Origin of the sequence: Streptosporangium sp. NPDC049376, from assembly GCF_044466505.1 — a bacterium.
GTDB lineage: Bacteria > Actinomycetota > Actinomycetes > Streptosporangiales > Streptosporangiaceae > Streptosporangium.
Map to the genome: position 1 here is coordinate 221044 of NZ_JBITMT010000004.1, position 25906 is coordinate 246949.

Genomic DNA, 25906 nt, shown 5'->3' on the forward strand with positions numbered 1-25906 from the left:
GAATCGTGCGATCACCGACCGTTATCGTTTCATCCGGGCGTCCCTTACTTCGCCGACCGTCCTGGTTCTTGTGGTGCTGCCCGGTCCGCGGAACGGCTGGGAAAAGCCCGCTGTTGTCAGGGCGAATGCGGCGCCGGCAGTACGGACAGTTCGCAGGCGTAGGCGTCGGGGGGCGCGTTCAGAACCCAGACGATCATCGCGGCCAGAGACCGCGGCTGGATGCACAGTCCGGGGTCGTACGGGCGCCCGAAGGCGTGCCTGACCTCTCCCAGCAGGTCGGTCGCCGTTCCCCCGGGAAAGACCGTGGTGACACGCACCCCGTGGGCCGCCTCCTCCGCGCGCAGCGACTCGGCCAGTTCCCGCAGCGCCGCCTTGCTGGCGACGAAGGCCGACCAGCGGGGGACCGCCGTCATCCCGGGCGAGGCGTTGACGAAGATCACGTGACCTCCGGACCGACGCAACGCGGGCAGCGTCAGCCGTACGAGCTCGGCGGCCGAGGCCACGTTCACCGCCAGGGTCCGCCGCCACGTCTCAGGGTCGCTCTCGGCGACGGCCTCGACGGGGGAGACACCCGCGCAGTGCACCAGCCCCTGTATGTCCTCCAGCCCTTCCAGTGCGGCGGCCAGGGTGGCGGGTTCGGCCAGGTCGGCCTCGATGCCACGGACGTCGAGCCGCCCGACGTCACGGCCCACGGCGATCACCCGATGTCCCGCCTCGGTGAGCGCGTCGACCAGCACCCTCCCGATCCCTCCCGTGGCCCCGGTCACCAGAACGTTTCCCACGCGACTTCCCTCCGTCTCGACATGGCACATGATCACCACCTTCAGGGAAACGGCGCATGACACTTGAGTCCATATATCGGCATACATGGCTTCCACGAATTAGCCTCATTTGCAGACGACTCGAATGGAGGCGGTGTGGAGGTTGATCCGCACGTCCACGTCGGGCGGCAGGTGTTGCGGGCCGGTGCCGACTTTCGCAATGTGATCGTTTCGTTGTTCGGGCTCGTGCCCGACAGTCCGAGCGTCGTCACCACCGGGTGCGGGCTTCAGGTGCCCTACGCGATGACCTCGCTCCGCCCGGAGAGCGTCACCTGTCTGCCGTGCCGGGAGCACGCGCACCGGGAGTGTCTCGGCTTCGCCGAGCAGGTGGAGCGCCTGAGCCGGATGCCCGGCGCGCCCGTCCCCGGCGACCAGGCGGCCGAGGCCGCACGATGGGCCCGGGACCTCGCACAGCGGTTCTCCGGTTGAGTCACAGCGGTTCTTCGGCTGAGCCATGGCGGCTCCGTGCCGAGTCGCGGAGGTTCTCCCGCCGGGTCGCAGTGGCCCTCCGGCCGGGTACGGTGACCGCGCGCCAGGACGGGTGTCCTCCGCGCGGACGGCCGGAAAGCACCTCGAACCGATCGGCCGGGCGACGGATCCCGCGGCCCGGCTCCATCTGTCTCTGAGCAAGGATCCGCCTCCGAACAAGGCGGGTACGGCGACCGCGCCTGCTCCGAGCGGGGTGATCATGGCGGGCGCGCGTCGGCCCTCCGCCGCACCGGACGGCGAGCGCATCCTCACCTGGCGGCGGAGGTACGACCTGGAGAAGCTGCCCGGGCGTCTCATCGTGGTTTCGCCGGCGCCTACCGCTCGGCCCCAGGGGCATGCTCGCCTCCTCACGTGACCGGAGGACGCCGAAGGTTGTCGGGATCGTGGGGGTTGGGCATGTAACGCTTCTTTTGCCTTCTTCCAAGCACTGACGTGTTCGGGAGGACGACGAAGGGAGCACGGCCAGTGCGCCTCAAACACACGGGATCGGTGGAGATCTCCACCGATCCCGAGGCTTTCGAAGCCTTCTACAGGCGCCACGTCGAAGCGGTCACGCGATTCATGGCCCGCAGGGTGGACGATCCACACACGGTCGCCGACCTGGTCGCGGAGGTCTTCGTCGCGGTGCTCGACTCGGCGCACACCTACCGCTCTGGCCTGGGCAGTGAGATCGGCTGGCTGTACGGCGTGGCGCGCAACACCCTGTCCGCGGAGCGGCGGCGGACGGCGAGCGAGCTGCGTCTCACCAGCAGGATCAGCGGACGGCGGCTCCTCGACGCGGACGACCTGCTGCGGCTTGAGGAACGTCTGGACGCGGAGAGCCCGGCCCGGCGGGCCTTCGAGGCCATGGCCGGTCTGCCGGAGAGCGAACGCGCCGTCCTGGAACTGGTCGTCGTCGACCAGCTCTCCATCCCTGAGGCGGCGACCGCGCTCGGCATCCGGCAGGGGACCGCCAGGGTCCGGCTGTACCGCGCCCGCCGCGCACTGCGCCACGCTCCCGGCGTCACCTCCCCCACGGTCATGGAAGGACTCCGATGAATTTCGAGGAGAGACTGCTCATGGAACTCAAGACAGAGATGAGCGAGCGGATGGCGCGGGGGCCCGTCCGCAGGCCCATGCGCCGGCGGCTGCTGACGGGGGTGGCGGTGGCGGGCCTGGCCGCCGCGGCGCTGGTGGCCGTACCGATGGTCATGGGGACGGAGAGCTCGGCGTACGCGCTGACCGAGAACCCGGACGGATCCATCACGTTGAAGATCAACGAGTTCCGGAACCCGGACCAGGTCGAGCGGGACCTCGCCGATCTGGGCGTGAAGGCGGACGTCTCCTATGTCCGGCCCGGCAAGAGGTGCGCCCCGGGGCGGTTCACCACCATCGGTGAGCCGGCCTTCACCCCCGAGGAGCTACGGAGCAAGGACCCCGGGGTCAGGAAGCGGGTCCTGGAGGCGATGGAGGGCACGCCCTCACGTCAGGCGTACGACACCGTGCCGGGGGGCGGCCTGAAGATCTACCCGGAGAAGATCAAGCCGAACTGGACCGTGGTCATGGAGTTCACCGAGAACGAGGACCAGACCTCGGGTCCGGAGAAGCCGAGGGCGCTGTGGCAGTTCCTCTTCCAGGTCACCGACGGCCCCGTCAAGCCCTGTGTGGTCATCGACGATCCGTCCTGGGACGTGATCGGCCCCGAGGGACTCCCGCCCGCGGGTAGCTGATCCCCGGGCGGGGCGGGCCACCGCGGAGCACGGAACTCACCGGCGAAGTTCGTTAGGTAGCGCCACTATCGAACATTGGATAACATCACTATCCAAGGAAGGTGAGTTCTATGACCGTGATCGTCCTTTTCGTGGCCACGCTGTGCTTCCGTCTGTCGGGGGCGGTGTTCGGCGTGGCGCGCTTCGCCACCTGGAGGATGAGCGCCGCCTGCGGGCTGGCCGTCATGCTGGTCATGACGGCCAGTGCCCATTTCGTCCCGTCGAGCGTGACGTTCATGCCGAACCACGCCGACATGGTGGCGATGGTTCCGCCGTTCGTCCCGCTGCCCGCCTTCGTGGTCTACCTGACCGGGGTCCTGGAACTGGCCGGGGCGGTCGGGCTGGTGCTTCCCGCCACCCGGCGGGCGGCCGGGATCTGCCTGGCACTGCTGTTCGTGCTCATGCTCCCGGCCAACGTCTACGCCGTGCTGGCCGGGACGACCCTCGGAGGGGAGCCCGCGACACCGCTGTGGCAGCGGGTCCCCGAGCAGATCCTCTACATCGGCGTCGCGCTGTGGGCCGCGGGCGTGGTGGCGCGTAGGACGCGTGAGCCCTCCGCCGTGCGTTGATCAGCGCGCGACCCTGGTGCCGCCGAAGATGAGGCCCTGGGGCATCGGGCTGGTCAGGAACGCGTGCGGGAAGCCGAGCTCGACGGCACTGGCCTCGCCGAGGGCGGTCACCTCGTCCTCGGTGAGGCGCAGTTCAAGGGCGCCCAGGTTGTCCTCAAGCTGCTTGAGGGTCCTGGCTCCGACGATCGAGGACGTGACCGCCGGGTTGAGCAGCGTCCAGGCGAGCGCGACCTGCGCGGGTGTGGCGCCCCTGCCCGCGGCGACCTCCTTGACCACGTCGGCGATGGCGAGACCACGCTCGGTCAGGGAGCCGTTGGACACCGCGATGTCCTTCCGCGTCCCCTCGGCGGTGGCCGACACCGCCCCGGTCTCCAGATCGGCGCGGGTGTACTTGCCGGTCAGCACGCCACTGCCGAGCGGGGACCAGGGGATCACCCCGAGCCCCATCTCACGCGCCATCGGGATGAGGTCACGTTCGACGGTCCGCTCGATCAGGCTGTACTCGATCTGCAGCGCGATCAGCGGGCTCCACCCGCGCAGGTCGGCGATCGCCTGCATGCGTGAGACCTGCCAGGCGGGGGTGTCGGAGATGCCGACGTAGAGCACCTTGCCCGCCCTGACCAGGTCGTCCATGGCGCGCAGCACCTCCTCGACCGGGGTGGTGCCGTCCCAGGCGTGCAGGTAGAGCAGGTCGATGTAGTCGGTGTTCAGCCTGCGCAGGCTCGCCTCGACCGAGTCGATCATGCTCTTGCGGTGGTTGCCGCCCGAGTTCGGGTCGCCGGGGCGGGTGGCCAGCGTGTACTTCGTGGCGAGCACCAGACGTTCGCGACGGCCGTGCGCGAACTCGCCGAGCAACCGCTCCGCCGTACCGTTGGTGTACTGGTTGGCGGTGTCGACGAAGTTGCCGCCCCGGTCGAGGTAGGCGTCGAAGATATGCCGGGCCTCGTCCTTGTCCGATCCCCAGCCCCAGTCGGACCCGAAGGTCATGGTGCCCAGGGAGAGAGGGGAGACGCGCAGGCCGGAACGGCCGAGCAGCCGGTAGAGGTCGAGGGAGACGGGTTCGGACACGATGGCCTCCTGTGTGCCGGATTCGTTTCTCCCATGCTGGAACGATCACGTACGGCCAACCAGTGAAGGTCCTTCCTGGGACTGGCTCTCCCAGGCAACCGGAGGCCTCCGCCCGCCCAACGGCGGCATCGGCGTCGAGGCCCGGGGACCGGCCCTTCCAGGGGGCCGGAGGTAGGATCGAGACGGTGAACGGCAACGCGTACGTGACCAACGAACTGGCGGTGTTCCTGCGCACCCGCCGTGAACGGCTGGCACCCGACGACCTCGCGCTTCCGCGAAGCGGACGTTCGCGCCGCACTCCCGGCCTCAGGCGCGAGGAGGTCGCCGAGCTGGCCGGGGTGAGCGTCGACTACGTGATCCGCCTTGAGCAGGGGCGGGGGCTGCGCCCCTCGCCGGAGGTGCTGGACGGCCTGGCCAGGGCGCTGCGGCTGAGCGACGACGAGCGGGCCTACCTGTTCGACCTGGTCGGGCAGCGGGCGGTGACCCGGGTTCCGCCGTCGAGGCAGGTTCCCCCGCCGGTCGCCCGGCTGGTCCACGACCTGTCGCCACTGCCGTGCATGCTGCTCGACCACCGGTTCGACATTCTCGCCTGGAACCGTGAGATGGCCGCGCTGATGCTGGACTTCGGCGCCGTGCCCGCCCGGCAGCGCAACTCGCTCTGGCTCTGCTTCGTCCACCCCGGGCTGCACGACTTCTACCGTGACCGTGAGCGGGTGATGCGCGAGGGCATCGCCGACCTGCGCGCGGCGTGGGCCGCCCACACCGACGACGCCGCGCTCGGCGACCTGGTCACCGAGTTGCAGGAGCAGAGCGAGGAGTTCGTCCGTCTGTGGGCGCTCCGTGATGTGAAGGTGAACGGCCGGGGCCGTAAGCCGCTCATGCATCCCAGGGTGGGGCCGCTCACCGTCGACTTCGAGGTGCTGAACCCGTTGCAGGACCCCGGTCACCGGCTCGTCATCTACCGGGCCTCCGACGCGGCCTCGCAGGCCGCCCTGGACGCCATCGCCCGCGAGGCCGAGGACGGCCGGCGCACGCTCCACCGGGCCGTCGGGTAGGACCCTCGAAGGCCGCGGGTTCAGCGAGCGGGAGGCGTGACGAACTCGGGCTGGTCGAGCAGGCGCAGCCAGCTCCCGTCGGGCTGGCGCCGTACGACCTGGGCTCGGGCGCCCGAGCCGTCCTTCGGCGGGGTGGAGGTGAGGGCGATGTCGTCGCTCACCAGGGTCGGCAGCGGTTCCTCCGCCTCGAAGCGCGGCCGGTTGGCCAGGACCTTCTCCCACAGCACGCGGATCGCCTCCCGGCCGACGGTCCGGCCGCCGGGCGGGTAGGCGAGGACCGCGTTCTCCTCGTAGAGGGCGGCGACCCCGGCCGCGTCACCGGCGTTGGACCGCTCGACGAACAGCCGGGTGATGTCCTCGGGGCGCATGGCCTTCTCGTACTCCGTCATGGGGTCCTCCTGGTCGTCGGTTCGGACGTTCTCCAGTCTTGTCACCCCCTTTTCAGAAGTCCAACAGATTGTTCTTCTCGTAACTAGAATCCATGGTTATGGAACTGAGGCAGCTGGAGTACTTCGTCGCGGTCGCCGAGGAGCGCAACTTCACCCGGGCGGCCGAGCGGGTCCGCATCAGCCAGTCCGGGGTCAGCGCCCAGATCCGGCAGCTCGAACGGGAGGTCGGGGCGGAGCTGTTCGACCGCTCGGCGCGCGTCGTGACCCTCACGGTCGCGGGCAAGGCCGCCCTCGGGCACGCCCGCGCGGCGCTCGCCGAGGCCGCCGCGTTCGGCCGGGCGGTGGGGGAGGTGACCGGCCTGGTCAGGGGGCGCCTCACGGTCGGAATGGTCGTCGGTTGCACCGTCACGCCGCTCTTCGACGCCCTGGCGGCCTTCCACCGGGCCCACCCCGGGGTGGAGATCTCACTGTTCGAGGCAGCTTCCGACCGGCTCGTCGAGGAGGTGCGCGCGGGCACCGCCGACCTGGCCCTCGTCGGCAGCGCGGGCACGACCCCCGAGGGGTTGGAGGCGTTGACGGTCGTCAGGGAGGGACTCGTCGCGGCCGTGCCGTACGGTCACCCGCTGGCGGAGCGGCCGAGTGTCACCCTGCGGGACCTGACCGCCCACCCGATCGTGTGCATGCCGCCGGGCACGGGGTTGCGCACGGTGTTCGACCGGGCCTGCGCCGCCCGCGACCTCACCCCGGTGGTCGCGTTGCAGGCCAGTGCCGCCGACGCCGTGGCCGACCTCGCCGCCCGCGGCCTGGCGGTCGCGGTCCTCAGCGACTCGATGGCCGCCTGGCACCGCGACCGGCTCGCGGCCCTCACGATCGAGGACGCCGAGGTGCCCGCGCTGCTCGCGCTGGTCTGGCGGGACACGCACAACCCCGCCGTGCGTGAGCTGCTCGCGTACGGCAGGCGGGCGTTCGCCGGCGTGGACCCCTCGCAGGACGGGGACTGACCGCCGTCAGGGCCTCACGTGTGCGGGCACCGGCGCTGGCTCCACGCCTTGGAGTTCGCGATGGCGCCCAGGTCGAGCTGGGCCCAGAGCGCGCGCTCGGCTCTGGTGGCTCCGACCTCCGGGATCAGCCGTTCCGGGTGGCCGGGCGGCGGGCCGAAGGGCGACGGGCAGCGGTCGCAGGGCTCGGCGGGCGGGGCGTAGGCCTCACGCGGGATGTGCCAGTGCATCGAGGCGAGCGAAGGGCCGATGTGCTCCGCCACGTTGAAGGCCAGGCGCAGCAGCCTCCGGCTCAGCTTCCATGACGGCGCGGGTCTGTTCGGTCGCACGGCGATCGTCGCTCCTTGTCCGGCCCTGGTGTGGTGACGGAGATCATGCCCACGACGGCGGCACCTCCCACATCTTTCGTCCCGGCTGTCTTCGGAAGCGCCCGCGAACGTCGCGGGATACGACGCGTGCCATCGTGTTCCATGAACAGGGATCGTTTGGAACGAGCCCGTCAACGTCCCACAGAGGAGTCGACATATGTCCACAGACGCACCGACGCCGAAGAGCCGGAACGAGGCCGTCATCGAGGAGTTCCGCGCGAACAAGGGGAAGGTCGGAGGCTTCTTCGAGGGGGCCGACCTCCTTCTGCTCACCACGGTGGGGGCCAGGAGCGGCAGGCCGCACACGACCCCGGCGGTCTACGTCAGGGACGGTGACACGGTCGCCGTGGCCGCCTCCTACGCCGGGGCGCCGAAGCATCCGGCGTGGTACCACAACCTGGTGGCCAACCCGGAGGTGACCGTGGAGATCGGCGCGGAGAAGTATCAGGCGACCGCGGTTCCCGCCGAGGGCGCCGAGCGCGACCGGCTCTTCGCCCTGATGGTGGCGGAGAACCCGCGCTTCAACGACTACGCGGAGAAGACGACACGGGTCATCCCCATGGTCGTCCTGCGCGCTCACTGAGCTCACTGGGCAGGGCCGCCTTCTGTGAAAGGCGGCCCTGCGTCTCATGTGCGGGGGGAGTCGTCCAGGAACAGGGCCGCCAGCCGGGGCAGGCGGCGGCGCATCTCGGCGGGGTCGTCGAAGTCGAAGTCCTCGCCCATGTCCGGCTCGTCGAGTGGCTGCGGGTATCGCGTCCTCTGGGCCGCGAACAGGTCGTCACCGCCGGTGAGGCGCCTGTAGGCGTTGGCGGGCACGTAGACGAAGTCCTCGTAGAAGAGGTCCTCGCCGTCGCCCGCCAGGACGAGGGGAAGGTCCGCGAGGCGGTCCGGGCCGGTGAGGGCGATCCGGTGACACTCACGGCCCTGGGCGATGACGCCGGCCCGGAAGTCCATGAAGGAGTCGTCGCTGCAACCACCGCCGATCAGGTAGGCGGCGGCCCAGACGTCCCAGCGGTGGAGCGCCGCCCCGTGCTCGTCGTAGTGCTGGCTGTAGTCGACGACCGCCTCGGCCGGCATGTCCGCCAGGACCGTCTCCAGGGCCTCGTGGAGAGGGCCGCCCAGGGCACGGGCTCGTTCGATGGTCGCCCAGAAGTCGTCTTGGTCCATGGCTGGATGGTGCCAGAGGAGGCGGACGAAAAGGGATCCATGACGTCAACTTTGGGTTGACGGCCATGGGGCGTCAACCTATGGTTGACGCATGACGGATTCAGTTCGCATGACGAACCAGGTTCGCCTCGACGATCTGATCGAGGCCATCAAGAAGTCCCATTCGGACGCGCTCACGCAGCTCTCCGGGGCGGTCATCGTCGCCGACCACCTGGGTGAGCTGGCGGACCACCTGATCGGTCACTTCGTCGACCAGGCGAGGCGTTCCGGCGCCTCCTGGACGGACATCGGCAGAAGCATGGGGGTGACGAAGCAGGCGGTACAGAAGCGTTTCGTGGCCAAGGGCGACGCCTCCGGTGACCTCGGCCAGATGTTCGGCCGGTTCACCGACCGGGCGCGGAACGTCGTGATGGCCGCGCACAACGAGGCCCACGCCGCGAGCAACGGCGAGGTCCTCCCCGAGCACCTGGTGCTGGGCCTGCTGGCCGAGCCTCAGGGGCTGGCGGTCAAGGCGATCGGCAGGCAGGGGGTCACGCCGGAGGCCCTCAGGCAGGCCGTGGTCGCCCTGCTGCCCGAGGCGGCGGCCGAGGTGCCGGACCTCATCCCGTACGAGGCGCGCTCGCGCAAGGTGCTGGAACTCACCCACAGGGAGGCCCTGCGCCTGGGTCACAACTACATCGGAACCGAGCACCTCCTGCTCGCCCTGCTCGAATTCGAGGACGGCCAGGGCGTGCTGTCGGGCCTGGGGATCGACAAGGCCGCCGCCGAGGCCAGCATCGGGGAGGACCTCGCAGCCTTCCTCGCCGCCCGGAAGGGCCAGGGCTGACCTCATCCTCCGGGGCGCCGCGGCCGTGCGACGGTCGCGGCGTTCCCCCTGGTGGGAACGCTGCCAAACCCCACCAATCACTCTGTTATCTAATTGTTGCGTGATCCGGTACGCATAACGCGGTTTTCGGTTGTCTCACATATGGAGCGCGCCAGTAGCTCAAACGGGCGCGGAAGCATGCATATGAGGAGCAGACCGTGAAGACCATCAGGCGGACGGCCCAGGCCTCGCTCGCCCTCGTGGCCCTCGCCGCCGTTGCGGCCTGCGCTGGGGAGGGCGGCTCGGCTGTACAGGCGGCGCCCGTGTCCGTGTCCAGCGCCGCCTCGGCCGCGGACAAGGCGGCGGTTCCGCCTCCCGCGGCGGGTAAGGCCGCCAAGACCGCACGACGTGGCAAGCCCATACTCGGCATCGCCGACATCACGCCCATGGGGGAGAAGGTCGAGCGGATCGGCGTCGGCGCGCCGATCATCGTCACCTTCGACAGGGCGGTCGCCAAGCGGGCCGCGGCCGAGGCCGTCCTCCAGGTCCAGGCGGACAAGCCGGTCCAGGGCGCCTGGCGCTGGGTCTCCGACCGCAAGGTCATCTACCGCACCAAGACCTACTGGAAGCCGCACCAGAAGGTCCTCTTCACCGCCCGCCTGAGCCAGATCCCCGGCAACGAGGCGGCCAAGGACGTCAGCCGCCGCTTCGCGATCGGCACGGCCAACATCTCGACGGTGAGCACCACCAGGCACCTGATGAAGGTCTACCGGGACGGCAAGCTCGCCAAGACCATCCCGATCAGCGCGGGCCGGGGCGGCCTGGTCAAGAACGGGGTCGACGTCTACCTCACCACCAGCGGCGTCCACCTCACGATGGGCAAGAAGGCGGTCGAGACCATGACCTCCTCCTGGCTCGGCGTCACCGACCCCAAGGACCCGCGCTACTACAAGGAGGAGATCCCCTGGGCGGTGCGGATCTCCGACAGCGGTGAGTACGTCCACCAGAGCGCGGGCTACTACCAGTACCTCGGCCGGTCCAACCAGAGCCACGGTTGCGTGCGCGCCACGCCCGAGGGCGCCAAGTGGTTCTACGGCATCGCCCAGCGCGGTGACGTCGTGAAGATCGCCGGCACCAAGCGCAAGCTCGACTGGCGCAACGGCTGGGGCTTCTGGCAGCTCAGCTGGACCGAGTGGAAGAAGGGCAGCGCCCTGCCCGCGGCCGGGGCCCCCACGCCGACCCCCACGCCCAGCGCGCCCGCGACGCCCCCGGACACGGGTGAGGAGCAGGCGGGCCAGGAGAGCGGCGTCTGACACGCACCCCTTCCCGTACGGCGGGCCCGGTTCTCCACGACACGGAGAGCCGGGCCCGTCCGGTCAGGGGAGGTTGACGTACTGGCGAGGGCGCAGGGCGTGGTTGCGCAGGGCGGCCAGGGCGGCGGAACGGCCCGCGGGCGTCAGCCTGCCCCCGACCCTGAGCCCGAAGGCGTCCAGACGCCGCCCGAGTTCGGTCAGCGAGGCCTCGACCTCGGCCGCCTGCCACTTCTCGCAGTCGATCACCGCCGTGACGTGCTCGCGCTCGGCGGGGGAGCCGTCGACCAGCAGCATCAGCGCGACCTCCCGCGCCGAGGCGCCGAAGTCGTTCTCTCCCGGCACCGGCGTCAGCAACGCGGCCGCCGCGGACTCCCAGAGCAGGACGGGATCGGCCAGCAGTCGCTGCCCGATCGAGGTGGTCACCAGGCGCCTGCCGACCCGGTGCAGCGCGCCCAGCTGGGTCTGCGCCATCTCCCTGGCCGCGGCCAGTTCCCCGGCGCTCCAGGTGCTCTCCGCGAGCACGGCGCGGGCCAGGTTGTGGCGCTGGGTCAGTGAGACGCCGCCGGGCCTGTCGCCCACCCTCAGCAGCCACCGCAGCGCTTCGAGGTGGTCCTTCTCCGGAGCGGGGATCGGGGCGTGCAGGCACACCTCGAAGGGCTGGGCGAGTTCGCGCCACGCGGTGCCCCTGCCCAGCACCCAGCGGTTGAGCCGTTCGCCCTGGACCCGGTGCAGCCAGTTGTCCCCGCCGAGTTCGGCGCGGGGCGTGGTGAGCCAGCGGCGGGTCAGCGCGATCCGCTCCCGCGAGTCGGGACTCAGCTGTCCCGAGACGATGGCCAGTTCGAGGGCGGCCGAGCAGGCGCCGTGCGCGCCCAGCTCCTCGGGGCCCATGATCGAGCTCCACCGCAGCTCGGGGACGTCGGGCGGGAGCACGCCGGTGGCGTCGAGCGCGCTCTGGTAGGCGGCCATCCCGGCCTCCTCGCCGGCGTGGGCGTAGACGCGCAGAATCCTGGTGGTGGTGGGGGAGACGCAGATCGCGGCGTAACGTTCGAGACCGCCCAGGCGCAGCAGGCGGCTCAGGGCGTGGGCGATCGCGGCCCGGTCACCGCGGGCCTTGGTCGGCAGCGTGTACCAGAGGAACTCGCACACGTTGAGCTCGGTGATCGTCTCCAACGGCTCGCCGCCGGTCAGCCAGTCGACCGCGTTACGGGCGCGCTCGGCGCAGTCGGGCTCGGACCGCTCAAGCTCGGACAGAAGCGCGGCCACGTCCGGTGCAGGCATGCTTCGAAGTCTGCCGTATGCGGGCCTGCCCTGACGATGAACGTGACGTAATGGATCGCGCACGTCGCCTACCCTAGGAAATCGGTGCTAAGCGGATCGTGAGCCGGAGCTCAGATCCACCCCTTCTTGAAGAGCATGCGGGAACTCCAATCCGCGTAGGGAATGATCTCGGCGGTCAGCACCGGATAGAGCCACCAGAAGTTGATGATCGAGATCACCGTGAACGCGCCGACCACCACGGAGCCGAGCAGCCGCCGCGACGGTATGGCGTCCGCGGGGCCGATGATCAGCCCGGCCGCCAGGGTGATGGCCAGGATCATGAACGGCACCATGGGAATGGCGTAGAACATGAACATGGTGCGGTGGTCGGCCAGCGCCCAGTAGAACCAGGGCAGCCAGCCCGCGGCGTAACCGAGCAGGACGGCTCCGGCCCGCCAGTCCCTGGTGGCCACGTACCAGGCGATCATGGCGACCAGGGCGGCGAGCCCGCCGTACCAGATGACCGGGGTGCCCACCCCGAGGACGGCCTGTGAGCAGGTATCGGCTCCACAGGCGTTCTTGGGGCCCTCGTAGAAGAAGGCCACGGGGCGAAGCAGCAGCGGCCAGCTCCACGGCTCCGACTGGTAGTTGTGCGGGGTCGACAGGCCGGTGTGGAAGCTCAGCACCTGGAAGTGGTAGTTGAGCCACGACCGGATGGAGTCGAAGACGAAGAAGGCCGGTCCCTGTGAGGTGGCCTGCGCCCAGTTGCGGCCCCAGCCGGTGGCGCTGATGAACCACCCGGTCCAGGAGACCAGGTAGGTGAGGGCGGGCAGCAGGCCGACCGCTCCGAGCAGTGTCGGCAGGTCCTTGCCCAGCGCCCCGCTGTACGGCCTGCGCAGCCCCACGGCGCGGCGGGCTCCCGCGTCCCACAGCAGTGTCATCACCGCGAAGGCGATGAGGTAGAACACTCCTGACCACTTCACCGCGCAGGCGGCGCCCAGGAGCACACCGGCGGCCATCCGCCAGGGCCGCAGCCCCAGCCAGGGGCCCTGGTCGCTGATCGGGGAGTTCTCGTACCAGTCGACCAGTCTGCGCCTGGCGTGGTCGCGGTCGGCGACCAGGCAGGCGAAACCGGCCAGCACGAAGAACATCAGGAAGATGTCCAGCAGCGCCGTACGCGACAGCACCAGGTGCAGGCCCTCGACCGCGAGCAGCAGACCGGCCAGGCACCCCAGCAGGGTGGAGCGGGTCATCCTGCGCGCCACCCGCGCCAGGATCAGGATCGACAGGCTGCCCAGCACCGCTCCCGCGAAGCGCCACCCGAACGGCGTCATCCCGAACAGCTGCTCACCGATCGAGATCAACCACTTGCCCAGCGGCGGATGGACCACGTAGGAGGCGCACTTGTCGATCTCGGCGGGCGCGCACTTCTGCCAGATCTCGGTGCCGCCGGCCATCAGGACCTTGTCGGCGTCCTTGACCATGGTGCGTTCGGCGAGGAAATTGACCAGGGACCACGCGTCCTTGGCGTAGTACGTCTCGTCGAACATCACCGCGTTCGGGCGGCCCAGGTTGACGAAGCGGAGGAACGCCCCGAACACCGTCACCAGCAGCGGGCCGATCCAGCCCCACATGGCGCCGCCGGGCATCGGCGGCACCAGCCGGTCACGCACGGAGACGGCCGAGTCGGTGCTCGGTTCTGACTCCGGCTGTTCGAACGCCTGGTTGGGGAAGTCGGTCACGGCCACCCGGCCATCGTACGGGCCTCCTCCCCTCACGAACCTAAGAAACACCGCCTACATGTCCAATTACGGAACTTCTCCCCTTGTTGGGACCCCGTGTCGGATGCGGGAGGATGGAACCGTGAACGACAACGGCAGGCTGGTGCTCGCTGGAGCCCCGATCGGACAGACGGGCGACGCCTCGCCGAGGCTGCGCGAGGCGCTGGAGACCGCCGACGTGGTCGCCGCCGAGGACACCCGCCGCCTGCGCCGTCTGGCGGCCGACCTGGGCGCGGAGATCGGCGGCAGGGTCGTCTCCTACTACGACGCCAACGAGGCGGGCCGGGCGGCCGAGCTGCTGGGCGAACTGCGGGACGGCAGGACCGTCCTGATCATCACCGACGCCGGGATGCCCGGTGTCTCCGACCCGGGCTACCGCCTGACCCGCCTGGCCGTCGAGGCCGGGATCACGGTCACCTCGCTGCCAGGGCCCTCCGCGGTCACCACCGCGCTGGCCGTCTCCGGCCTGCCCAGCGACCGCTTCTGCTTCGAGGGCTTCCCGCCGCGTAAGCCGGGCGAGCGCGACCGCAGGCTGCGGGCGCTGGCCGCCGAGGAACGCACGATGGTGTTCTTCGAGGCGCCCCACCGGCTCGCGGCCGCGCTCGGCGCGATGGCCGAGGCGTTCGGGGCGGAGCGCAGGGCCGCCGTCTGCCGCGAGCTGACCAAGACCTATGAGGAGGTACGGCGCGGCGGCCTGGGCGAACTGGCCGTGTGGGCGGCCGACGGGGTCAAGGGCGAGATCACCGTGGTGGTCGCCGGGCACGACCCGCAGGAGGTCGAGCCGGACATCGAGGACCTGGTCGCCGAGGTCGCCAGGCGCGCGGAGACCGGGGTGCCGAGGAAGCAGGCGATCGTGGACGTCGCGAAGTCGGCGGGGATTCCCAAACGAGATCTTTACGATGCTGTCCACAGAGGGTGATTTTTCTCCATACTTCCCTAAATGGGATTAACCAGAGATCGACTTCTGCCCCCCATGCCGGGAAACGTCCTGCTGGGCTGGCTGGGACCGTTGTTCGTCGCCGCGCTCGGGGCGTTCCTGCGGTTCGACCGTCTCGGACTGCCGAAGGCGGTGGTGTTCGACGAGACCTTCTACGCCAAGGACGCCTACTCGCTGAGCCTCTTCGGCGTTGAGCGGGCCACGCTCGGCGACGCGTCGAACCCGATCTCCGACCGGATGCTCATCGCCGGGAACACCGACATCTGGATCGGCTGCTCCCCGCCGGAGGCCGCCCCCTGCCCGCAGTACGTCGCCCATCCGCCGCTGGGCAAGTGGTTGATCTCGATCGGTGAGCAGCTGTTCGGGATGACGCCGTTCGGGTGGCGCTTCGCGGGAGCGGTGCTGGGCAGCCTGTCGATCCTGATCCTGGCGCGGGTGGCGCGCAGGATGACCCGCTCCACCCTGCTGGGGTGCCTGGCCGGTCTGCTGCTCGCGGTCGAGGGCCTGCACCTGGTGCTGTCGCGTACGGCGCTGCTGGACATCTTCCTGATGTTCTTCGTGCTGGCCGGTTTCGCCTGCCTGGTCGCCGACCGCGACCACGCCAGGCGCAGACTGGTCGACTGGTACGAGAACTCCCCGATCAGCGACCAGGGCCCCTGGCTGGGGCTGCGGCCCTGGCGGATGGCCGCCGGTGTGCTCCTGGGCGCCGCCTGCGCGGTGAAGTGGTCGGGCATCTTCTACCTGGTCGCGTTCGTCGTCATGTCGCTGATCTGGGACGCCGGGGCCCGCAGGGCGGTCGGCCTGGGCAGGCCGTACAGCGGGGCGCTGGGCAAGGACCTGCCGACGCTGCTCGGAGCGATGGGCCTGCTGCCCGCGCTGACCTATCTCGTCTCCTGGACCGGATGGTTCGTCTCGCCGCTCGGCTGGGGCCGCAACTGGGCGCAGGCCACCTCACAGGGACCGGTCTTCTTCGTCTTCGACTCCGTCCGGTCGTGGCTCAACTACCACTTCCAGGTGCTGGGTTACCACACCGGCCTTTCGGCCTCCCACCCCTACCAGTCGGAGCCGTGGAGCTGGCCGTTGATGCTTCGCCCCGTGGCGTTCTTCTACGAGGGCTCGGACAACGTCTGCGGGGTCAAGACCTGCGCCTCGGCCATCCTCGGCGTCGGCACCCCGGTCATCTGGTACGGCGGGCTCGCCGCCCTGGTCGCCATGATCGCCTGGTACGTGGCCACCAGGGACTGGCGGGCCGGGGCCGCCCTGCTCGGTTACGCCGCGGGCTGGCTGCCCTGGTTCTACTGGGCGCTGGCCGACCACCGCACCATGTTCAACTTCTACACGATCCCCATGGTGCCGTTCATGATCCTGGCCATCACCCTGGTCGCCGGGCTGATCATCGGCCCCGCGGACGCCACACCGAACCGCAGGGCCGTGGGAGCGGGCGTGGTCGGCCTCTTCGCCCTCCTCGCGATCATCAACTTCTGGTGGCTCTATCCGGTGCTGACCGCCGACGTCATTCCGCACGAGGAGTGGTGGCGCCGGATGCTCTTGCGGAGCTGGGTCTGAACCCGTGCCGCAGGGCGATCGCCGCCGCCAGGCACGCCAGCGGTACGGCGGGCAGCACGTAGCGGTAGTCGAACTCGGCCGTCGCGGCGGGCGCCAGGACGAGCCCGAAGGCGCCCAGCCACGGCAGCAGGACCGGACCGCCCAGGGTGCGCCAGCGCGCCACGACCCCGGCGAGGCCGATCAGCAGCAGCACGCCGACCACGATGCCGGGCAGCCTGACCGTCTGCTGGTAGCCCTGCATGAACCTCGCCCACGGGTCGTGGACCTCGGTGCCGATCACACTGGGCTTGCCGCGGATCTGGGCGGTCGGCAGGCTCGGGTCGTAGGTCTGGGCGTCACGGTCGCTGGTGCCCCTGTACGACGGCCAGGTGGGCAGCACCTTGCCCTCCGGCAGGAACTCGTACTGCCGGTAGGTGTTGGCGTCGGGGAACTGCGGCCGGTCCCAGCGGAAGGCGCGGAAGAAGTCTCCGGCCATGACGCCGAGATAGTCGAGCGGCTGGGCCAGGATCGCCCGCCTGGCGAACGCCCCCGCGGCCCGGTTGATGTCGGGGGTGAAGGTGGTGTTGGGCCCGAAGGCGTGGAACCGCTGCCCGGGCTGCGCCCACCACAGGTACTTCTGCCCGGAGAAGTGACGCTCGCTCGGCGGGGCGCTGATGCACAGCAGCGCCAGTTCGAGCTCCTTGCGCGGATCGACCCTCATCGTCCTGCAGTCGGCGAACAGCGCGGTCCGCATGTACAGGATCGCGCCGTCGCTGCTGGTCATCGCGAAGTTGCCGTACGTCGCGGCGAACCAGGCCATGTAACCGGCCACCGGAACGCCACAGGCCGTGACCATGGCCACGATCGGCTTCCAGCCGGTCCGCTTGACGAGCATGTAGACCGCGACCAGGGCCAGGATCGGCAGGCCGATCGACCTGGTCAGCGCGGTCAGCGCGAGCAGCAGGCCGACCACGGCCCCGACCTGCCAGGACATCTTCCTGTGCCAGAGCACCAACGTCACGACGCCCACGACCAGCAGCATGAACATGGCGTCCGACATGATCAGGTGTTCGAGCTGGATCTGGTAGGCGTCGAACAACACCGGCAGCGTGGCCAGCGTCGCCCCCCACCCCGGCAGCCCGAACCTCCTGCGCAGCAGGACGTAGATCAGCAGCGCCACACCCAGGCCCATCAGGTGCTGGGTGAGGACCACCAGGGAGAAGCTGTGGAAGGGCCGCAGCAGGAGCAGCCAGAAGGAATAACCGTTCGGTCGCAGGGCACTGGGTCTGCCAGGATTGACCGCCCCCGAGACGTACTCGAAGGAGTCGTTGAACCACAGCGCCGGACCGTATCCCAGCATCGTGACCACACGCAGCGCGAACGCCAGCGCCACGGCCACGGCGAACAGCCGGTGGCGGCCGAGGAGGGCCAGCGCGCGCGAGAGCACACCCGCCGCGGGTGAGTCGAGGCGCGGCGCCTCGGTGACGGTCACCATGCATTACAGGATGCCAGCCGTTTGGTGGAGTTGACCCGCACAGTAGACGTTAGAGGGCATCATGATGAGGTTGGGCTGTGCCGTAACTGAGAGGTTGAGACGTGGAACTGACCGTGGTCATGCCTTGCTTGAACGAGGCGGAGACCGTGGAGACCTGCGTACGCAAGGCACTGGCCTGCATGCGGGAGCACGGGATAGACGGAGAGGTGCTGATCGCCGACAACGGCAGCACGGACGGCTCCCAGCAGCTCGCCCGTGACGCGGGCGCCCGCGTCGTGCACGTCGACGCCAAGGGGTACGGCAACGCCCTCATGGGGGGCATCAGGGCCGCCCGCGGCAAGTACGTCATCATGGGCGACGCCGACGACTCCTACGACTTCACCGCGCTGCTGCCGTTCGTCGAGCAGCTGCGCGACGGGGCCGACCTGGTGATGGGCAACCGCTTCAAGGGCGGAATCGCCCCCGGCGCCATGCCCCCGCTGCACCGCTACCTCGGCAACCCGGTGCTGTCCTTCATCGGCAGGCTGTTCTTCCCCAGTGCCATCGGTGACTTCCACTGCGGCCTGCGCGGCTTCCGGCGCGACTCGATCCTCAGGCTCGGCCTGCAGACCGGCGGCATGGAGTTCGCCAGCGAGATGGTCGTGCGCTCGACCCTGTCCGGTCTCGACGTGCGCGAGGTGCCGACCACCCTGTCGCCCGACGGCCGTTCCCGCCCGCCGCACCTGCGCTCCTGGCGCGACGGCTGGCGCCACCTGCGCTTCCTGATGCTGTACAGCCCGCGCTGGCTGTTCTTCATCCCCGGCCTGATCCTGATGACCCTGGGCCTGGTCGCGGGCGCCGCCCTGAGCTTCGGGCCGATCTACATCGGCAAGCTCGGCTTCGACGTCGACACCCTGGTCGGCGCCTCGGCCGCCGTGGTGATCGGCTTCCAGGCGGTCCTGTTCGCCCTGTTCACCAAGGTCTACGCGGCTGAGGAGGGCTTCCTGCCCGAAGACAGGCGCGTGCGCAAGCTCGTCGACATCGTGACCCTGGAGAAGGGCCTGATCGCCGGAGGCCTGCTGGCCCTGGCCGGACTCTTCGGCCTGGGCGCCTCGCTGGTCCACTGGCAGACGCGCAGCTTCGGCCCGCTGATCCCGTCGGAGTCACTGCGCCTGGTCGTCCCCTCGGCGACCGCGCTGATCATGAGCTTCCAGACCATCTTCGCCGCCCTGTTCATCAGCATCCTGGGCATCCGCCGCTCCAAGGAGACGCCGATCGACGTGGCCGCCTCCGCGGCCGAGGAGGCCGCCCAAGCCGTCAGCCTGGACGGCGAGGAGCAGACGGTCCTCCGAGAGAGCACCAAGGCCTGAGCCCCTCCCGGGAGAGCGGCACGACCCGATCCCCGGGAGCGCACCAAGGCCTGAGTCGGCGTCCCTTAGGCTTGGCTACATGTCCCAGCACATCCTGACCGCGGTCGCTTGGCCGTACGCCAACGGCCCCCGCCACATCGGGCACGTCTCCGGATTCGGCGTGCCGTCCGACATCTTCAGCCGCTACCAGCGGATGGTGGGCAACAAGGTCCTCATGGTGAGCGGGACCGACGAGCACGGCACCCCGATCCAGGTCCAGGCGGACAAGGAGGGGCTGAGCGCCCGTCAGCTCGCCGACCGCTACAACCGGGTCATCGCCGAAGACCTCCAGGCGCTCGGCCTGTCCTACGACCTGTTCACCCGGACCACGACGGACAACCACTACGCCGTGGTCCAGGAGGTCTTCAAGGGGCTGCACGCCAACGGCTACGTCTTCCCCAAGACGACGATGGGCGCCATCTCCCCGTCGACCGGGCGCACCCTGCCCGACCGCTACATCGAGGGCACCTGCCCCATCTGCGGCTACGACGGCGCGCGTGGTGACCAGTGCGACAACTGCGGCAACCAGCTCGACCCGATCCAGCTGGTCAACCCGGTCAGCAGGATCAACGGCGAGAAGCCGGTCTTCGTCGAGACCGAGCACTTCATGCTCGACCTGCCCGCCTTCGCCGAGGTGCTCGCCACCTGGCTGCAGTCCAAGCAGGGCGACTGGCGGCCAAACGTGCTGAAGTTCGCCCTCAACCTGCTGGGCGACCTGCAGCCCCGGGCGATCACCCGTGACCTCGACTGGGGCGTGCCGATCCCGCTCGACGGCTGGAGCGACCAGGCGAACAAGCGGCTCTACGTCTGGTTCGACGCCGTCATCGGCTACCTCAGCGCCTCCATCGAGTGGGCCCGCCGCTCCGGCGATCCCGAGGCCTGGCGGCAGTGGTGGCAGAACCCCGACGCCCGTGGTTACTACTTCATGGGCAAGGACAACATCGTCTTCCACGCCGAGATCTGGCCGGCGCTGCTGCTCGGCTACAACGGCCAGGGCGCCAGGAACGGCACGCCGGGGGCGCTCGGCGCGCTGGACCTGCCCTCGGAGGTCGTCTCCAGCGAGTTCCTGACCATGGAGGGGCGCAAGTTCTCCTCCTCCCGTCAGGTCGTCATCTACGTTCGTGACTTCCTGGCCCGCTACGACGCCGACGCGCTGCGCTACTACATCGCGGTCGCCGGTCCGGAGAACCAGGACACCGACTTCACCTGGTCGGAGTTCCTCAACCGCAACAACGGCGAACTGGTCGCGGCCTGGGGCAACCTGGTCAACCGGTCGATCTCGATGGCCGCCAAGAACTTCGGCGCCATCCCTGAGGCGGGCGACCTCACCGACGCCGACCGCGCCATGCTCGAACGCAGCCGGGCCGCCTTCCCCAGGGTCGGTGCCGAGCTCGGGCGCTCCCGCTTCAAGAACGCCACGAACGAGGCGTTCGACGTCATCCGTGAGGCCAACAAGTACCTCGCGGACCAGGAGCCGTGGAAGATCAAGGACGACCCCGAGCGGGTCAAGTCGATCCTGCACGTGGCCCTGCAGGTCGTCGACGACGCCAAGACGCTGCTGACCCCGATCCTGCCCTCCTCCTCCAACAAGATCCACGAGATGCTCGGCGGGACCGGCGTCTGGTCGGGGATGCCGGAGATCAGGGAGGTCGAGGAGAACGGCAGGCCGTACCCCATCATCACCGGCGACTACGACGGCCAGGCGCGCTGGGAGCACACCCCGATCCGGCCCGGGGTCCCGCTCGCGCCGCCGACCAGGCTCTTCACCAAGCTCGACCCGAAGATCGTCGATGAGGAGCTCGCCCGGTTGGGGTGACGTGACAGGCTCGATAGGTTGGGGCGGGTGAGCACGACGAAGCTTCCCGCCCCTCCCGAGCCCCTGGCCGCGGAGGTGTTCGACAGCCACTGCCACCTCGACATCATGGTGGGCAACCGTCAGGCGTCCTCGGGTGACCCCGTCGCCCAGGCGGCGCAGGCGGCCCAGGCGAGCGTCGAGAGCATCCTCGACCAGGCCCGTTCCGTCGGGGTGACCCGGCTGGTCACGATCGGCTACGACCTGCCCTCCTCCCGGTGGAACGCGGAGGTGGCCGAACTGCACCCCGACGTCTACGCGGGGGTCGCGATCCACCCGAACGAGGCGCACGCCTCGACGCCCGAGGTGCTCGCCGAGATCGAGGCGCTGGCCCGGCTGCCGCACGTCAGGGCGGTGGGGGAGACGGGCCTCGACTACTACCGCGACTGGGCGTCGAAGGACGACCAGCACGCCAGCTTCAGGGCGCACATCGAGATCGCCAAACGGACCGGCAAGGCCCTGGTGATCCACGACCGGGAGGCCCACGACGACGTGCTGGACGTCCTGGCCGACCAGGGGGCGCCGGACGTCGTGGTCTTCCACAGCTTCTCCGGTGACGCCGAGATGGCCGCCAGGTGCGTCCAGGCGGGCTATCACATGTCCTTCTCCGGCCCGGTCACCTACAAGAACGCGGGCTATCTCCGGGAGGCCGCCGCGCTCGCGCCCGTGGAGCTGATGCTGGTGGAGACCGACGCGCCCTACCTTCCGCCGACGCCGCACCGGGGCAAGCCGAACGCCCCCTATCTCATCCCCCTCACGCTGCGCTGCCTCGCCGAGGTCAAGGGGATCGACCCGGGCGAGCTGGCCACGGCCATCAGCGCCAACGGGGAGGCCGTCTTCGGCACCTGGTGAACACCGCCAGAGCACCGCCAGAGCACCGCCAGAACACAACCAGGCCACACGACGCCCCGCCACAACGGCTTTCTGCCCACAGCGCCGCTCGGCCCACGATGTCCGGGCCACGGCGGCTTCACCTCGTCTTCAGCCCACGGAGGCTCAGCCCACCGAGGCGCCGAACTCCGCAGGCTCCCCGTCGTCCTGGGCGGGGGGCAGCGGGGTTCCCACGGTGTCGTTGCGGCCGAGGACCGTCACCGCCCCAGAGCCGTCGCGGTCCGGAGCGCCGACCACGAGGCGGTTGCCGCCGAACCCGACCGCCCAGCCGAACCGGTCTCCCGCCTTCCCCCGCTCGACCACCCGGGCCGCGGACGGATCTCGCACCGGGACCACCACGACCCGGCCGCGTCCGCCGGGACCGCCGAACGGGGCGCCGACCGCCAGCCGGGCGCCGCCCTCCCCGGTGAGGGCGAGCGAGAAGCCGTATCCGTCGCCCGTGGCGCCTCGGGAACCCTGGTCGAGGGTGGCCAGCGGGGTGATCTCCTCTGTCGCCGAGGAGCGGAAGAGCCGCACCAGCCCCGAGTCGCGTATCCCACCGCCGTCGCCGAGCGGCGCCCCGACCGCGAGGTAGCCCGCCTCCCCTTCCTCCGCGTAGGCCATGGAGTAACCGAACCGGTCGCCGGCGTGGGTCTCCACGAGCCGGCGCAGGTCCCACTTCCTGCTGGTGTAGGCGTCCCCCGTGCCGGACACGTCGTAGATCACGGCGATCGAGCCCGCGTCCGCGGCGCCCCCGCTCTCCTGGCGTCCCGTTCCGTCGTCGTTGTCGTACGGCGCGCCGACCGCGAGGTCGGCCGCGTCCCGTCGGCCGCCCATCCTGCCGACGGCCACCGACCAGCCGAACATGTCGCCGGGTTCACCGCTGCCCGGCACCCCCGGCGTGTCCTGGGAGATCCGCCGCCCCTCACCGAACCCGGCCCCCACGTCGAACAGGTGGACCGCGCCGGAGTCCTCGACCCCGTCGGCGTCCTCGTGCGGGGCTCCGACGGCGAGCGTGCCCCGCCCCACGGCCAGCGACCAGCCGAAGTGGGCGCCCGCCTCGGGAGAGGAGGGGAGCAGGCGCACCGGAGGGCGGGAGGCCGTGCCGTACACGATGTAGACGGCACCCGCGTCCGGCCGCCCCGCCACGTCCGTGTACGGCGCGCCGACCACCAGGTCCGCGCAGCGGTCGCCGTCGAGGTCGGCCAGCCGTACCGACCAGCCGAACCCGTCGCCCGCCGCGGGCGCGGGGGCGCGCACGGCCCTTGCCTCGTCGCCCCTGCCGGACAGGACGTGTACGGCTCCCGCCCCGGTCACCCCTCCCGGGGAGGCGAACGGGTCGCCGACGGCGGTGTCCCCGCCACAGCCCGCGGGCGACGGGGATGACGGCGGCGACGACGGCACAGCCACGAGGGTGAACAGCAGCGCGAACGGCACGGCGGCCTGCGGGAGGAACCTCACAGCCGCACCTCGATCCGCCGTCCGCCGCCGGTCACCTGGCCGCTCAGCCGGGCCGGTCGCCGTTCGGGAGGCAGGTCGTAGACCAGGACCCGGTCCAGCCTGCCCCCGGGGGCCAGCGTGTCCGTCAGGCCCGCCACGGGCGCCTCGGGGGTGTGGGGCGTCCCCGCGTCGTCGAGCAGGGTGAACGGGTCACGACTGAGGGGGACGCGTTCGCCACCCGGGTTGAGCAGGGTGAGCGTGACCACGCACAACCTGCCGCGCGCCGTCGTGCCCTCGTAGGAGGTCAGGCCGCAGCGTGGAGCCCGTGGCACGATCAGCTGCGGATCTCCGACCGGAGAGCCGATCGGGATCCGCCTGCCCACGTCGGTCGGACCGCCGCCCGAGGAGGTTCCGCCTCCTGTGCTGTCAGGGCTCCCGAGGACGTGGGCCAGCACCGCGACGGTGACCGCGAGCGCGGCGGCCACCACGAGTCCCACCATGATTGATTTCTTCCGCCGGGACCGGGCCGCGGGGGGCGCCCCGGGGGCGCCAAGGCCACCGAGGACCTGGGTGGTGTCCGGTTCCACGTTGGCCGGAGGCCGCCACGTGTCACCGAGCACGTCGACGACCGGAGCCGGCCGGCCCGCAGTCAGGGGGCCCGCAGGGGCCGGGGAGCCGCCGACCAGCGCGATCAGCAGGTCCTGCGCGGTCGGGCGCGCTCCGGGGTCCATCGCGGTCGCCCTGCGGACCAGGTCGTCGAGCGGGGCGGGAAGCGAGCCCAGGTCGGGTGGGGTGTTCAGCAGCCGCGTCGCCATGGTGATCATGTCGCCCCGGCCGTACGGGTGGCGGCCGTTGCCCGCGTAGGCGATCAGGCACCCCCAGGCGAAGACGTCGGCGGCCGGGGTGATCTCAAGCCCCTTCACCTGCTCCGGCGCCCACCACCCCGGGCTGCCGAGCACCTCGCCGGAACGGGTGAAGCCACGGGTGGAGTCCAGTGCCCTGGCGACGCCGAAGTCGATCACCCGCGGCCCGGACAGGGACAGGATCACGTTGGCGGGCTTGAGGTCGCGGTGGACCAGCCCGGCGACGTGGATCGCCGCCAGGGCGGCGGCCACCCCGAGGGCCACACCGTGCAGCTGGGCGGGGTCGAGCGCGCCGTACACGCTGATCTGGCGTGACAGGGGAGTGCCCGGGATGTACTCGGTGACCATGTACGGCCTGCCGTCGTCGGCGTTGCCGTTGCCGAGCACCTGGGCGGTGCAGAACGAGGCGACCCGCCGGGCGTTGCGCACCTCCGCGTGGAACCGTTCGGCGAAGCCGTCCTCGACGGCGACCTCAGGCTTGATCACCTTCACCGCGACCAGGCGCCCCTGCGGGTTCCGTGCCAGGTAGACGGTGCCCATGCCGCCCTCACCGAGGCGCCCGAGAAGCCGGTGCTCCCCGATCCATCCGGGGTCGCCGGGACGTAACCCCTCGACGCCGGGCCGGTTGGCATCCATCACGGGGGCAATCCTTCCATCGCCGACGAACCCCCGTACGGATCACGTTATCCGGAAGACCGGGCGTCCTCACCGGGGGATTCCATGCGCGACACTTGTCGGATGACGTGGGGAGCATGCGGTGAGTGAGGGGCGGCGATGAGCCTTCTCGGCCCGGTCGAGATACGTGAGCTGGCGGAGCGGCTCGGCGTCCGCCCGACCAAGAAGCTCGGCCAGAACTTCGTGATCGACGCCGGTACGGTGCGCAGGATCGTCCGGGTGGCCGATCTGCGCCCCGACGACGTGGTCATCGAGGTCGGGCCCGGCCTCGGGTCGCTCACCCTCGCGTTGCTCCCCGAGGTACGCGGCGTCGTGGCGGTCGAGATCGACCCGGTCCTGGCCGAACAGCTCCCGCTGACCGTCGCCGGGCACGCCCCCGAGCTCGCCGACCGCCTGACCGTGGTGCTCGCGGACGCCATGCGGGTGCTGCCCGAGGAACTGCCCGAGGACAGGCCGACCGCCCTGGTCGCCAACCTCCCCTACAACGTGTCGGTCCCGGTGGTGCTGCACCTGCTGGAGACGCTGCCGTCCCTGCGTGCCGTCCTGGTCATGGTCCAGTCCGAGGTGGCCGACCGGCTGGCCGCGGCGCCGGGTTCGAAGGTCTACGGCATCCCCTCGCTCAAGGCGGCCTGGTACGCCGACGTCCGCAGAGCCGGTCCCGTCGGCAGGACGGTCTTCTGGCCGGTGCCCAACGTGGACTCCGGGCTCGTCGCGATGACCCGCAGGCGGCCCCCGGAGACCACCGCCTCGCGCGAGGAGGTCTTCGCGGTGGTGGACGCCGCCTTCGCCCAGCGCCGCAAGACCCTGCGCGCCGCCCTCGCCTCCTGGGCCGGTACGGCCGCCGCCGCGGAGCAGGCGCTGCGCGCCGCCGGGGTCGATCCCACACTCCGTGGCGAGCAGCTGTCCATCGAGGACTTCGCACGAATCGCTGAAAAGCGCACATGAGCTGATTTGCTGGGGAGCTTTGCGAGGACGTGTGCGGGGACCCCGTTACGATCGGGGACCGTGACGAG

General features: G+C 70.4%; 25 protein-coding genes. 15 read left to right on the forward strand and 10 right to left on the reverse strand.

Annotated features, from left to right (window positions below):
* Positions 1-116: 116 nt before the first annotated feature.
* On the reverse strand, positions 117-782 hold the full coding sequence (locus tag ACIBVQ_RS13945) for an SDR family NAD(P)-dependent oxidoreductase (protein WP_399177719.1): 666 nt from the start codon (positions 780-782) through the stop codon (positions 117-119).
* A 135-nt stretch (positions 783-917) separates the two neighbouring features.
* Here ACIBVQ_RS13945 and ACIBVQ_RS13950 point away from each other — a divergent pair, with 135 nt between their 5' ends.
* The 4 genes from ACIBVQ_RS13950 to ACIBVQ_RS13965 all read left to right on the forward strand — a co-directional run bounded on the left by ACIBVQ_RS13950 (position 918) and on the right by ACIBVQ_RS13965 (position 3627).
* Positions 918-1250 carry a hypothetical protein gene (locus ACIBVQ_RS13950; protein ID WP_399177721.1) on the forward strand — a complete coding sequence of 111 codons (333 nt, stop codon included), beginning with the start codon at positions 918-920 and terminating at the stop codon, positions 1248-1250.
* Positions 1251-1775: 525 nt separating this feature from the next.
* Positions 1776-2348, forward strand: coding sequence for a sigma-70 family RNA polymerase sigma factor (locus ACIBVQ_RS13955; protein WP_352014170.1), 573 nt, complete (start codon positions 1776-1778; stop codon positions 2346-2348).
* Positions 2349-2368: 20 nt separating this feature from the next.
* Positions 2369-3019 (forward strand): hypothetical protein, encoded by a 651-nt coding sequence (locus ACIBVQ_RS13960; protein WP_399177723.1) that lies wholly within the window; start codon positions 2369-2371, stop codon positions 3017-3019.
* Between the two features lie 110 nt (positions 3020-3129).
* Positions 3130-3627 carry a hypothetical protein gene (locus tag ACIBVQ_RS13965; RefSeq protein WP_399177725.1) on the forward strand — a complete coding sequence of 166 codons (498 nt, stop codon included), beginning with the start codon at positions 3130-3132 and terminating at the stop codon, positions 3625-3627.
* On the opposite strand, the gene ACIBVQ_RS13970 is transcribed toward ACIBVQ_RS13965, so the two are convergent.
* On the reverse strand, positions 3628-4695 hold the full coding sequence (locus ACIBVQ_RS13970; RefSeq protein WP_399177727.1) for an aldo/keto reductase: 1068 nt from the start codon (positions 4693-4695) through the stop codon (positions 3628-3630).
* Between the two features lie 185 nt (positions 4696-4880).
* Between ACIBVQ_RS13970 and ACIBVQ_RS13975 the strand changes: the two genes are divergently transcribed.
* A complete protein-coding gene (locus ACIBVQ_RS13975; RefSeq protein WP_352014166.1) occupies positions 4881-5750 on the forward strand; it encodes a helix-turn-helix transcriptional regulator in 870 nt (289 codons plus the stop codon).
* 20 nt (positions 5751-5770) lie between these two features.
* Here ACIBVQ_RS13975 and ACIBVQ_RS13980 read toward each other — a convergent pair whose 3' ends face one another.
* Positions 5771-6139: a nuclear transport factor 2 family protein gene (locus ACIBVQ_RS13980; RefSeq protein ID WP_352014165.1), complete on the reverse strand. Its 369-nt coding sequence runs from the start codon at positions 6137-6139 to the stop codon at positions 5771-5773.
* A gap of 98 nt (positions 6140-6237) precedes the next feature.
* Between ACIBVQ_RS13980 and ACIBVQ_RS13985 the strand changes: the two genes are divergently transcribed.
* A complete protein-coding gene (locus tag ACIBVQ_RS13985; protein ID WP_399177730.1) occupies positions 6238-7140 on the forward strand; it encodes a LysR family transcriptional regulator in 903 nt (300 codons plus the stop codon).
* A gap of 14 nt (positions 7141-7154) precedes the next feature.
* On the opposite strand, the gene ACIBVQ_RS13990 is transcribed toward ACIBVQ_RS13985, so the two are convergent.
* The gene (locus ACIBVQ_RS13990) at positions 7155-7466 is read right to left on the reverse strand and encodes a DUF6059 family protein (protein WP_362918663.1); all 312 of its coding nucleotides are present in this window, start codon (positions 7464-7466) and stop codon (positions 7155-7157) included.
* Positions 7467-7662: 196 nt separating this feature from the next.
* Between ACIBVQ_RS13990 and ACIBVQ_RS13995 the strand changes: the two genes are divergently transcribed.
* Positions 7663-8088, forward strand: a complete 426-nt coding sequence (locus tag ACIBVQ_RS13995; protein WP_362918661.1) for a nitroreductase family deazaflavin-dependent oxidoreductase — start codon at positions 7663-7665, stop codon at positions 8086-8088.
* Between the two features lie 44 nt (positions 8089-8132).
* Here the strand turns inward: ACIBVQ_RS13995 and ACIBVQ_RS14000 are convergent, their stop codons facing one another.
* The gene (locus ACIBVQ_RS14000) at positions 8133-8672 is read right to left on the reverse strand and encodes a DUF4240 domain-containing protein (RefSeq protein WP_386195669.1); all 540 of its coding nucleotides are present in this window, start codon (positions 8670-8672) and stop codon (positions 8133-8135) included.
* 91 nt (positions 8673-8763) lie between these two features.
* Between ACIBVQ_RS14000 and ACIBVQ_RS14005 the strand changes: the two genes are divergently transcribed.
* Both ACIBVQ_RS14005 and ACIBVQ_RS14010 read left to right on the forward strand, forming a co-directional pair.
* Positions 8764-9498: a Clp protease N-terminal domain-containing protein gene (locus tag ACIBVQ_RS14005; RefSeq protein ID WP_399177733.1), complete on the forward strand. Its 735-nt coding sequence runs from the start codon at positions 8764-8766 to the stop codon at positions 9496-9498.
* Positions 9499-9695: 197 nt separating this feature from the next.
* A complete protein-coding gene (locus ACIBVQ_RS14010; protein WP_399177735.1) occupies positions 9696-10790 on the forward strand; it encodes a L,D-transpeptidase in 1095 nt (364 codons plus the stop codon).
* 63 nt (positions 10791-10853) lie between these two features.
* On the opposite strand, the gene ACIBVQ_RS14015 is transcribed toward ACIBVQ_RS14010, so the two are convergent.
* Both ACIBVQ_RS14015 and ACIBVQ_RS14020 read right to left on the reverse strand, forming a co-directional pair.
* Positions 10854-12068, reverse strand: a complete 1215-nt coding sequence (locus ACIBVQ_RS14015) for a hypothetical protein (RefSeq protein WP_352014158.1) — start codon at positions 12066-12068, stop codon at positions 10854-10856.
* 110 nt (positions 12069-12178) lie between these two features.
* Entirely contained in the window at positions 12179-13696 is a 1518-nt protein-coding gene (locus ACIBVQ_RS14020; RefSeq protein WP_399178029.1) for a dolichyl-phosphate-mannose--protein mannosyltransferase, read from the reverse strand.
* A 196-nt stretch (positions 13697-13892) separates the two neighbouring features.
* Here ACIBVQ_RS14020 and rsmI point away from each other — a divergent pair, with 196 nt between their 5' ends.
* Both rsmI and ACIBVQ_RS14030 read left to right on the forward strand, forming a co-directional pair.
* A complete protein-coding gene (gene rsmI, locus ACIBVQ_RS14025; RefSeq protein WP_352016611.1) occupies positions 13893-14747 on the forward strand; it encodes a 16S rRNA (cytidine(1402)-2'-O)-methyltransferase in 855 nt (284 codons plus the stop codon).
* 54 nt (positions 14748-14801) lie between these two features.
* The gene (locus tag ACIBVQ_RS14030) at positions 14802-16331 is read left to right on the forward strand and encodes a dolichyl-phosphate-mannose--protein mannosyltransferase (protein WP_399177737.1); all 1530 of its coding nucleotides are present in this window, start codon (positions 14802-14804) and stop codon (positions 16329-16331) included.
* Here ACIBVQ_RS14030 and ACIBVQ_RS14035 read toward each other — a convergent pair.
* The gene (locus ACIBVQ_RS14035; RefSeq protein WP_399177739.1) at positions 16279-17805 is read right to left on the reverse strand and encodes a hypothetical protein; all 1527 of its coding nucleotides are present in this window, start codon (positions 17803-17805) and stop codon (positions 16279-16281) included. The two genes, ACIBVQ_RS14030 and ACIBVQ_RS14035, sit on opposite strands and share 53 nt — an antisense overlap.
* Before the next feature lie 101 nt (positions 17806-17906).
* Between ACIBVQ_RS14035 and ACIBVQ_RS14040 the strand changes: the two genes are divergently transcribed.
* From ACIBVQ_RS14040 to ACIBVQ_RS14050, 3 genes are all read left to right on the forward strand, one after another.
* The gene (locus ACIBVQ_RS14040; protein WP_399177741.1) at positions 17907-19154 is read left to right on the forward strand and encodes a glycosyltransferase; all 1248 of its coding nucleotides are present in this window, start codon (positions 17907-17909) and stop codon (positions 19152-19154) included.
* Positions 19155-19233: 79 nt separating this feature from the next.
* Positions 19234-21009, forward strand: coding sequence for a methionine--tRNA ligase (gene metG / locus ACIBVQ_RS14045; protein WP_352013932.1), 1776 nt, complete (start codon positions 19234-19236; stop codon positions 21007-21009).
* A 27-nt stretch (positions 21010-21036) separates the two neighbouring features.
* Positions 21037-21897: a TatD family hydrolase gene (locus ACIBVQ_RS14050; RefSeq protein WP_352013931.1), complete on the forward strand. Its 861-nt coding sequence runs from the start codon at positions 21037-21039 to the stop codon at positions 21895-21897.
* Between the two features lie 144 nt (positions 21898-22041).
* Here ACIBVQ_RS14050 and ACIBVQ_RS14055 read toward each other — a convergent pair whose 3' ends face one another.
* Both ACIBVQ_RS14055 and ACIBVQ_RS14060 read right to left on the reverse strand, forming a co-directional pair.
* Positions 22042-23376 (reverse strand): hypothetical protein, encoded by a 1335-nt coding sequence (locus ACIBVQ_RS14055; RefSeq protein ID WP_399177743.1) that lies wholly within the window; start codon positions 23374-23376, stop codon positions 22042-22044.
* Entirely contained in the window at positions 23373-24854 is a 1482-nt protein-coding gene (locus ACIBVQ_RS14060) for a serine/threonine-protein kinase (protein WP_399178031.1), read from the reverse strand. The genes ACIBVQ_RS14055 and ACIBVQ_RS14060 overlap by 4 nt, the downstream gene beginning before the upstream one ends.
* Before the next feature lie 138 nt (positions 24855-24992).
* Between ACIBVQ_RS14060 and rsmA the strand changes: the two genes are divergently transcribed.
* Positions 24993-25838 (forward strand): 16S rRNA (adenine(1518)-N(6)/adenine(1519)-N(6))-dimethyltransferase RsmA, encoded by an 846-nt coding sequence (gene rsmA, locus ACIBVQ_RS14065; protein WP_352013928.1) that lies wholly within the window; start codon positions 24993-24995, stop codon positions 25836-25838.
* Positions 25839-25906: the final 68 nt, after the last annotated feature.

Bases quoted from the DNA above. Each gene is read 5' to 3' on its own strand.
- ACIBVQ_RS13960 (WP_399177723.1), top strand. From the start codon at position 2,369: ATGGAACTCAAGACAGAGATGAGCGAGCGGATGGCGCGGGGGCCCGTC.
- ACIBVQ_RS13965 (WP_399177725.1), top strand. From the start codon at position 3,130: ATGACCGTGATCGTCCTTTTCGTGGCCACGCTGTGCTTCCGTCTGTCG.
- ACIBVQ_RS13980 (WP_352014165.1), bottom strand. From the start codon at position 6,139: ATGACGGAGTACGAGAAGGCCATGCGCCCCGAGGACATCACCCGGCTG.
- ACIBVQ_RS13985 (WP_399177730.1), top strand. From the start codon at position 6,238: ATGGAACTGAGGCAGCTGGAGTACTTCGTCGCGGTCGCCGAGGAGCGC.
- ACIBVQ_RS13995 (WP_362918661.1), top strand. From the start codon at position 7,663: ATGTCCACAGACGCACCGACGCCGAAGAGCCGGAACGAGGCCGTCATC.
- ACIBVQ_RS14000 (WP_386195669.1), bottom strand. From the start codon at position 8,672: ATGGACCAAGACGACTTCTGGGCGACCATCGAACGAGCCCGTGCCCTG.
- ACIBVQ_RS14005 (WP_399177733.1), top strand. From the start codon at position 8,764: ATGACGGATTCAGTTCGCATGACGAACCAGGTTCGCCTCGACGATCTG.
- ACIBVQ_RS14015 (WP_352014158.1), bottom strand. From the start codon at position 12,068: ATGCCTGCACCGGACGTGGCCGCGCTTCTGTCCGAGCTTGAGCGGTCC.
- ACIBVQ_RS14020 (WP_399178029.1), bottom strand. From the start codon at position 13,696: ATGCCCGGCGGCGCCATGTGGGGCTGGATCGGCCCGCTGCTGGTGACG.
- rsmI (WP_352016611.1), top strand. From the start codon at position 13,893: ATGCGGGAGGATGGAACCGTGAACGACAACGGCAGGCTGGTGCTCGCT.
- ACIBVQ_RS14030 (WP_399177737.1), top strand. From the start codon at position 14,802: ATGCCGGGAAACGTCCTGCTGGGCTGGCTGGGACCGTTGTTCGTCGCC.
- ACIBVQ_RS14035 (WP_399177739.1), bottom strand. From the start codon at position 17,805: ATGGTGACCGTCACCGAGGCGCCGCGCCTCGACTCACCCGCGGCGGGT.
- metG (WP_352013932.1), top strand. From the start codon at position 19,234: ATGTCCCAGCACATCCTGACCGCGGTCGCTTGGCCGTACGCCAACGGC.
- ACIBVQ_RS14060 (WP_399178031.1), bottom strand. From the start codon at position 24,854: ATGGATGCCAACCGGCCCGGCGTCGAGGGGTTACGTCCCGGCGACCCC.
- rsmA (WP_352013928.1), top strand. From the start codon at position 24,993: ATGAGCCTTCTCGGCCCGGTCGAGATACGTGAGCTGGCGGAGCGGCTC.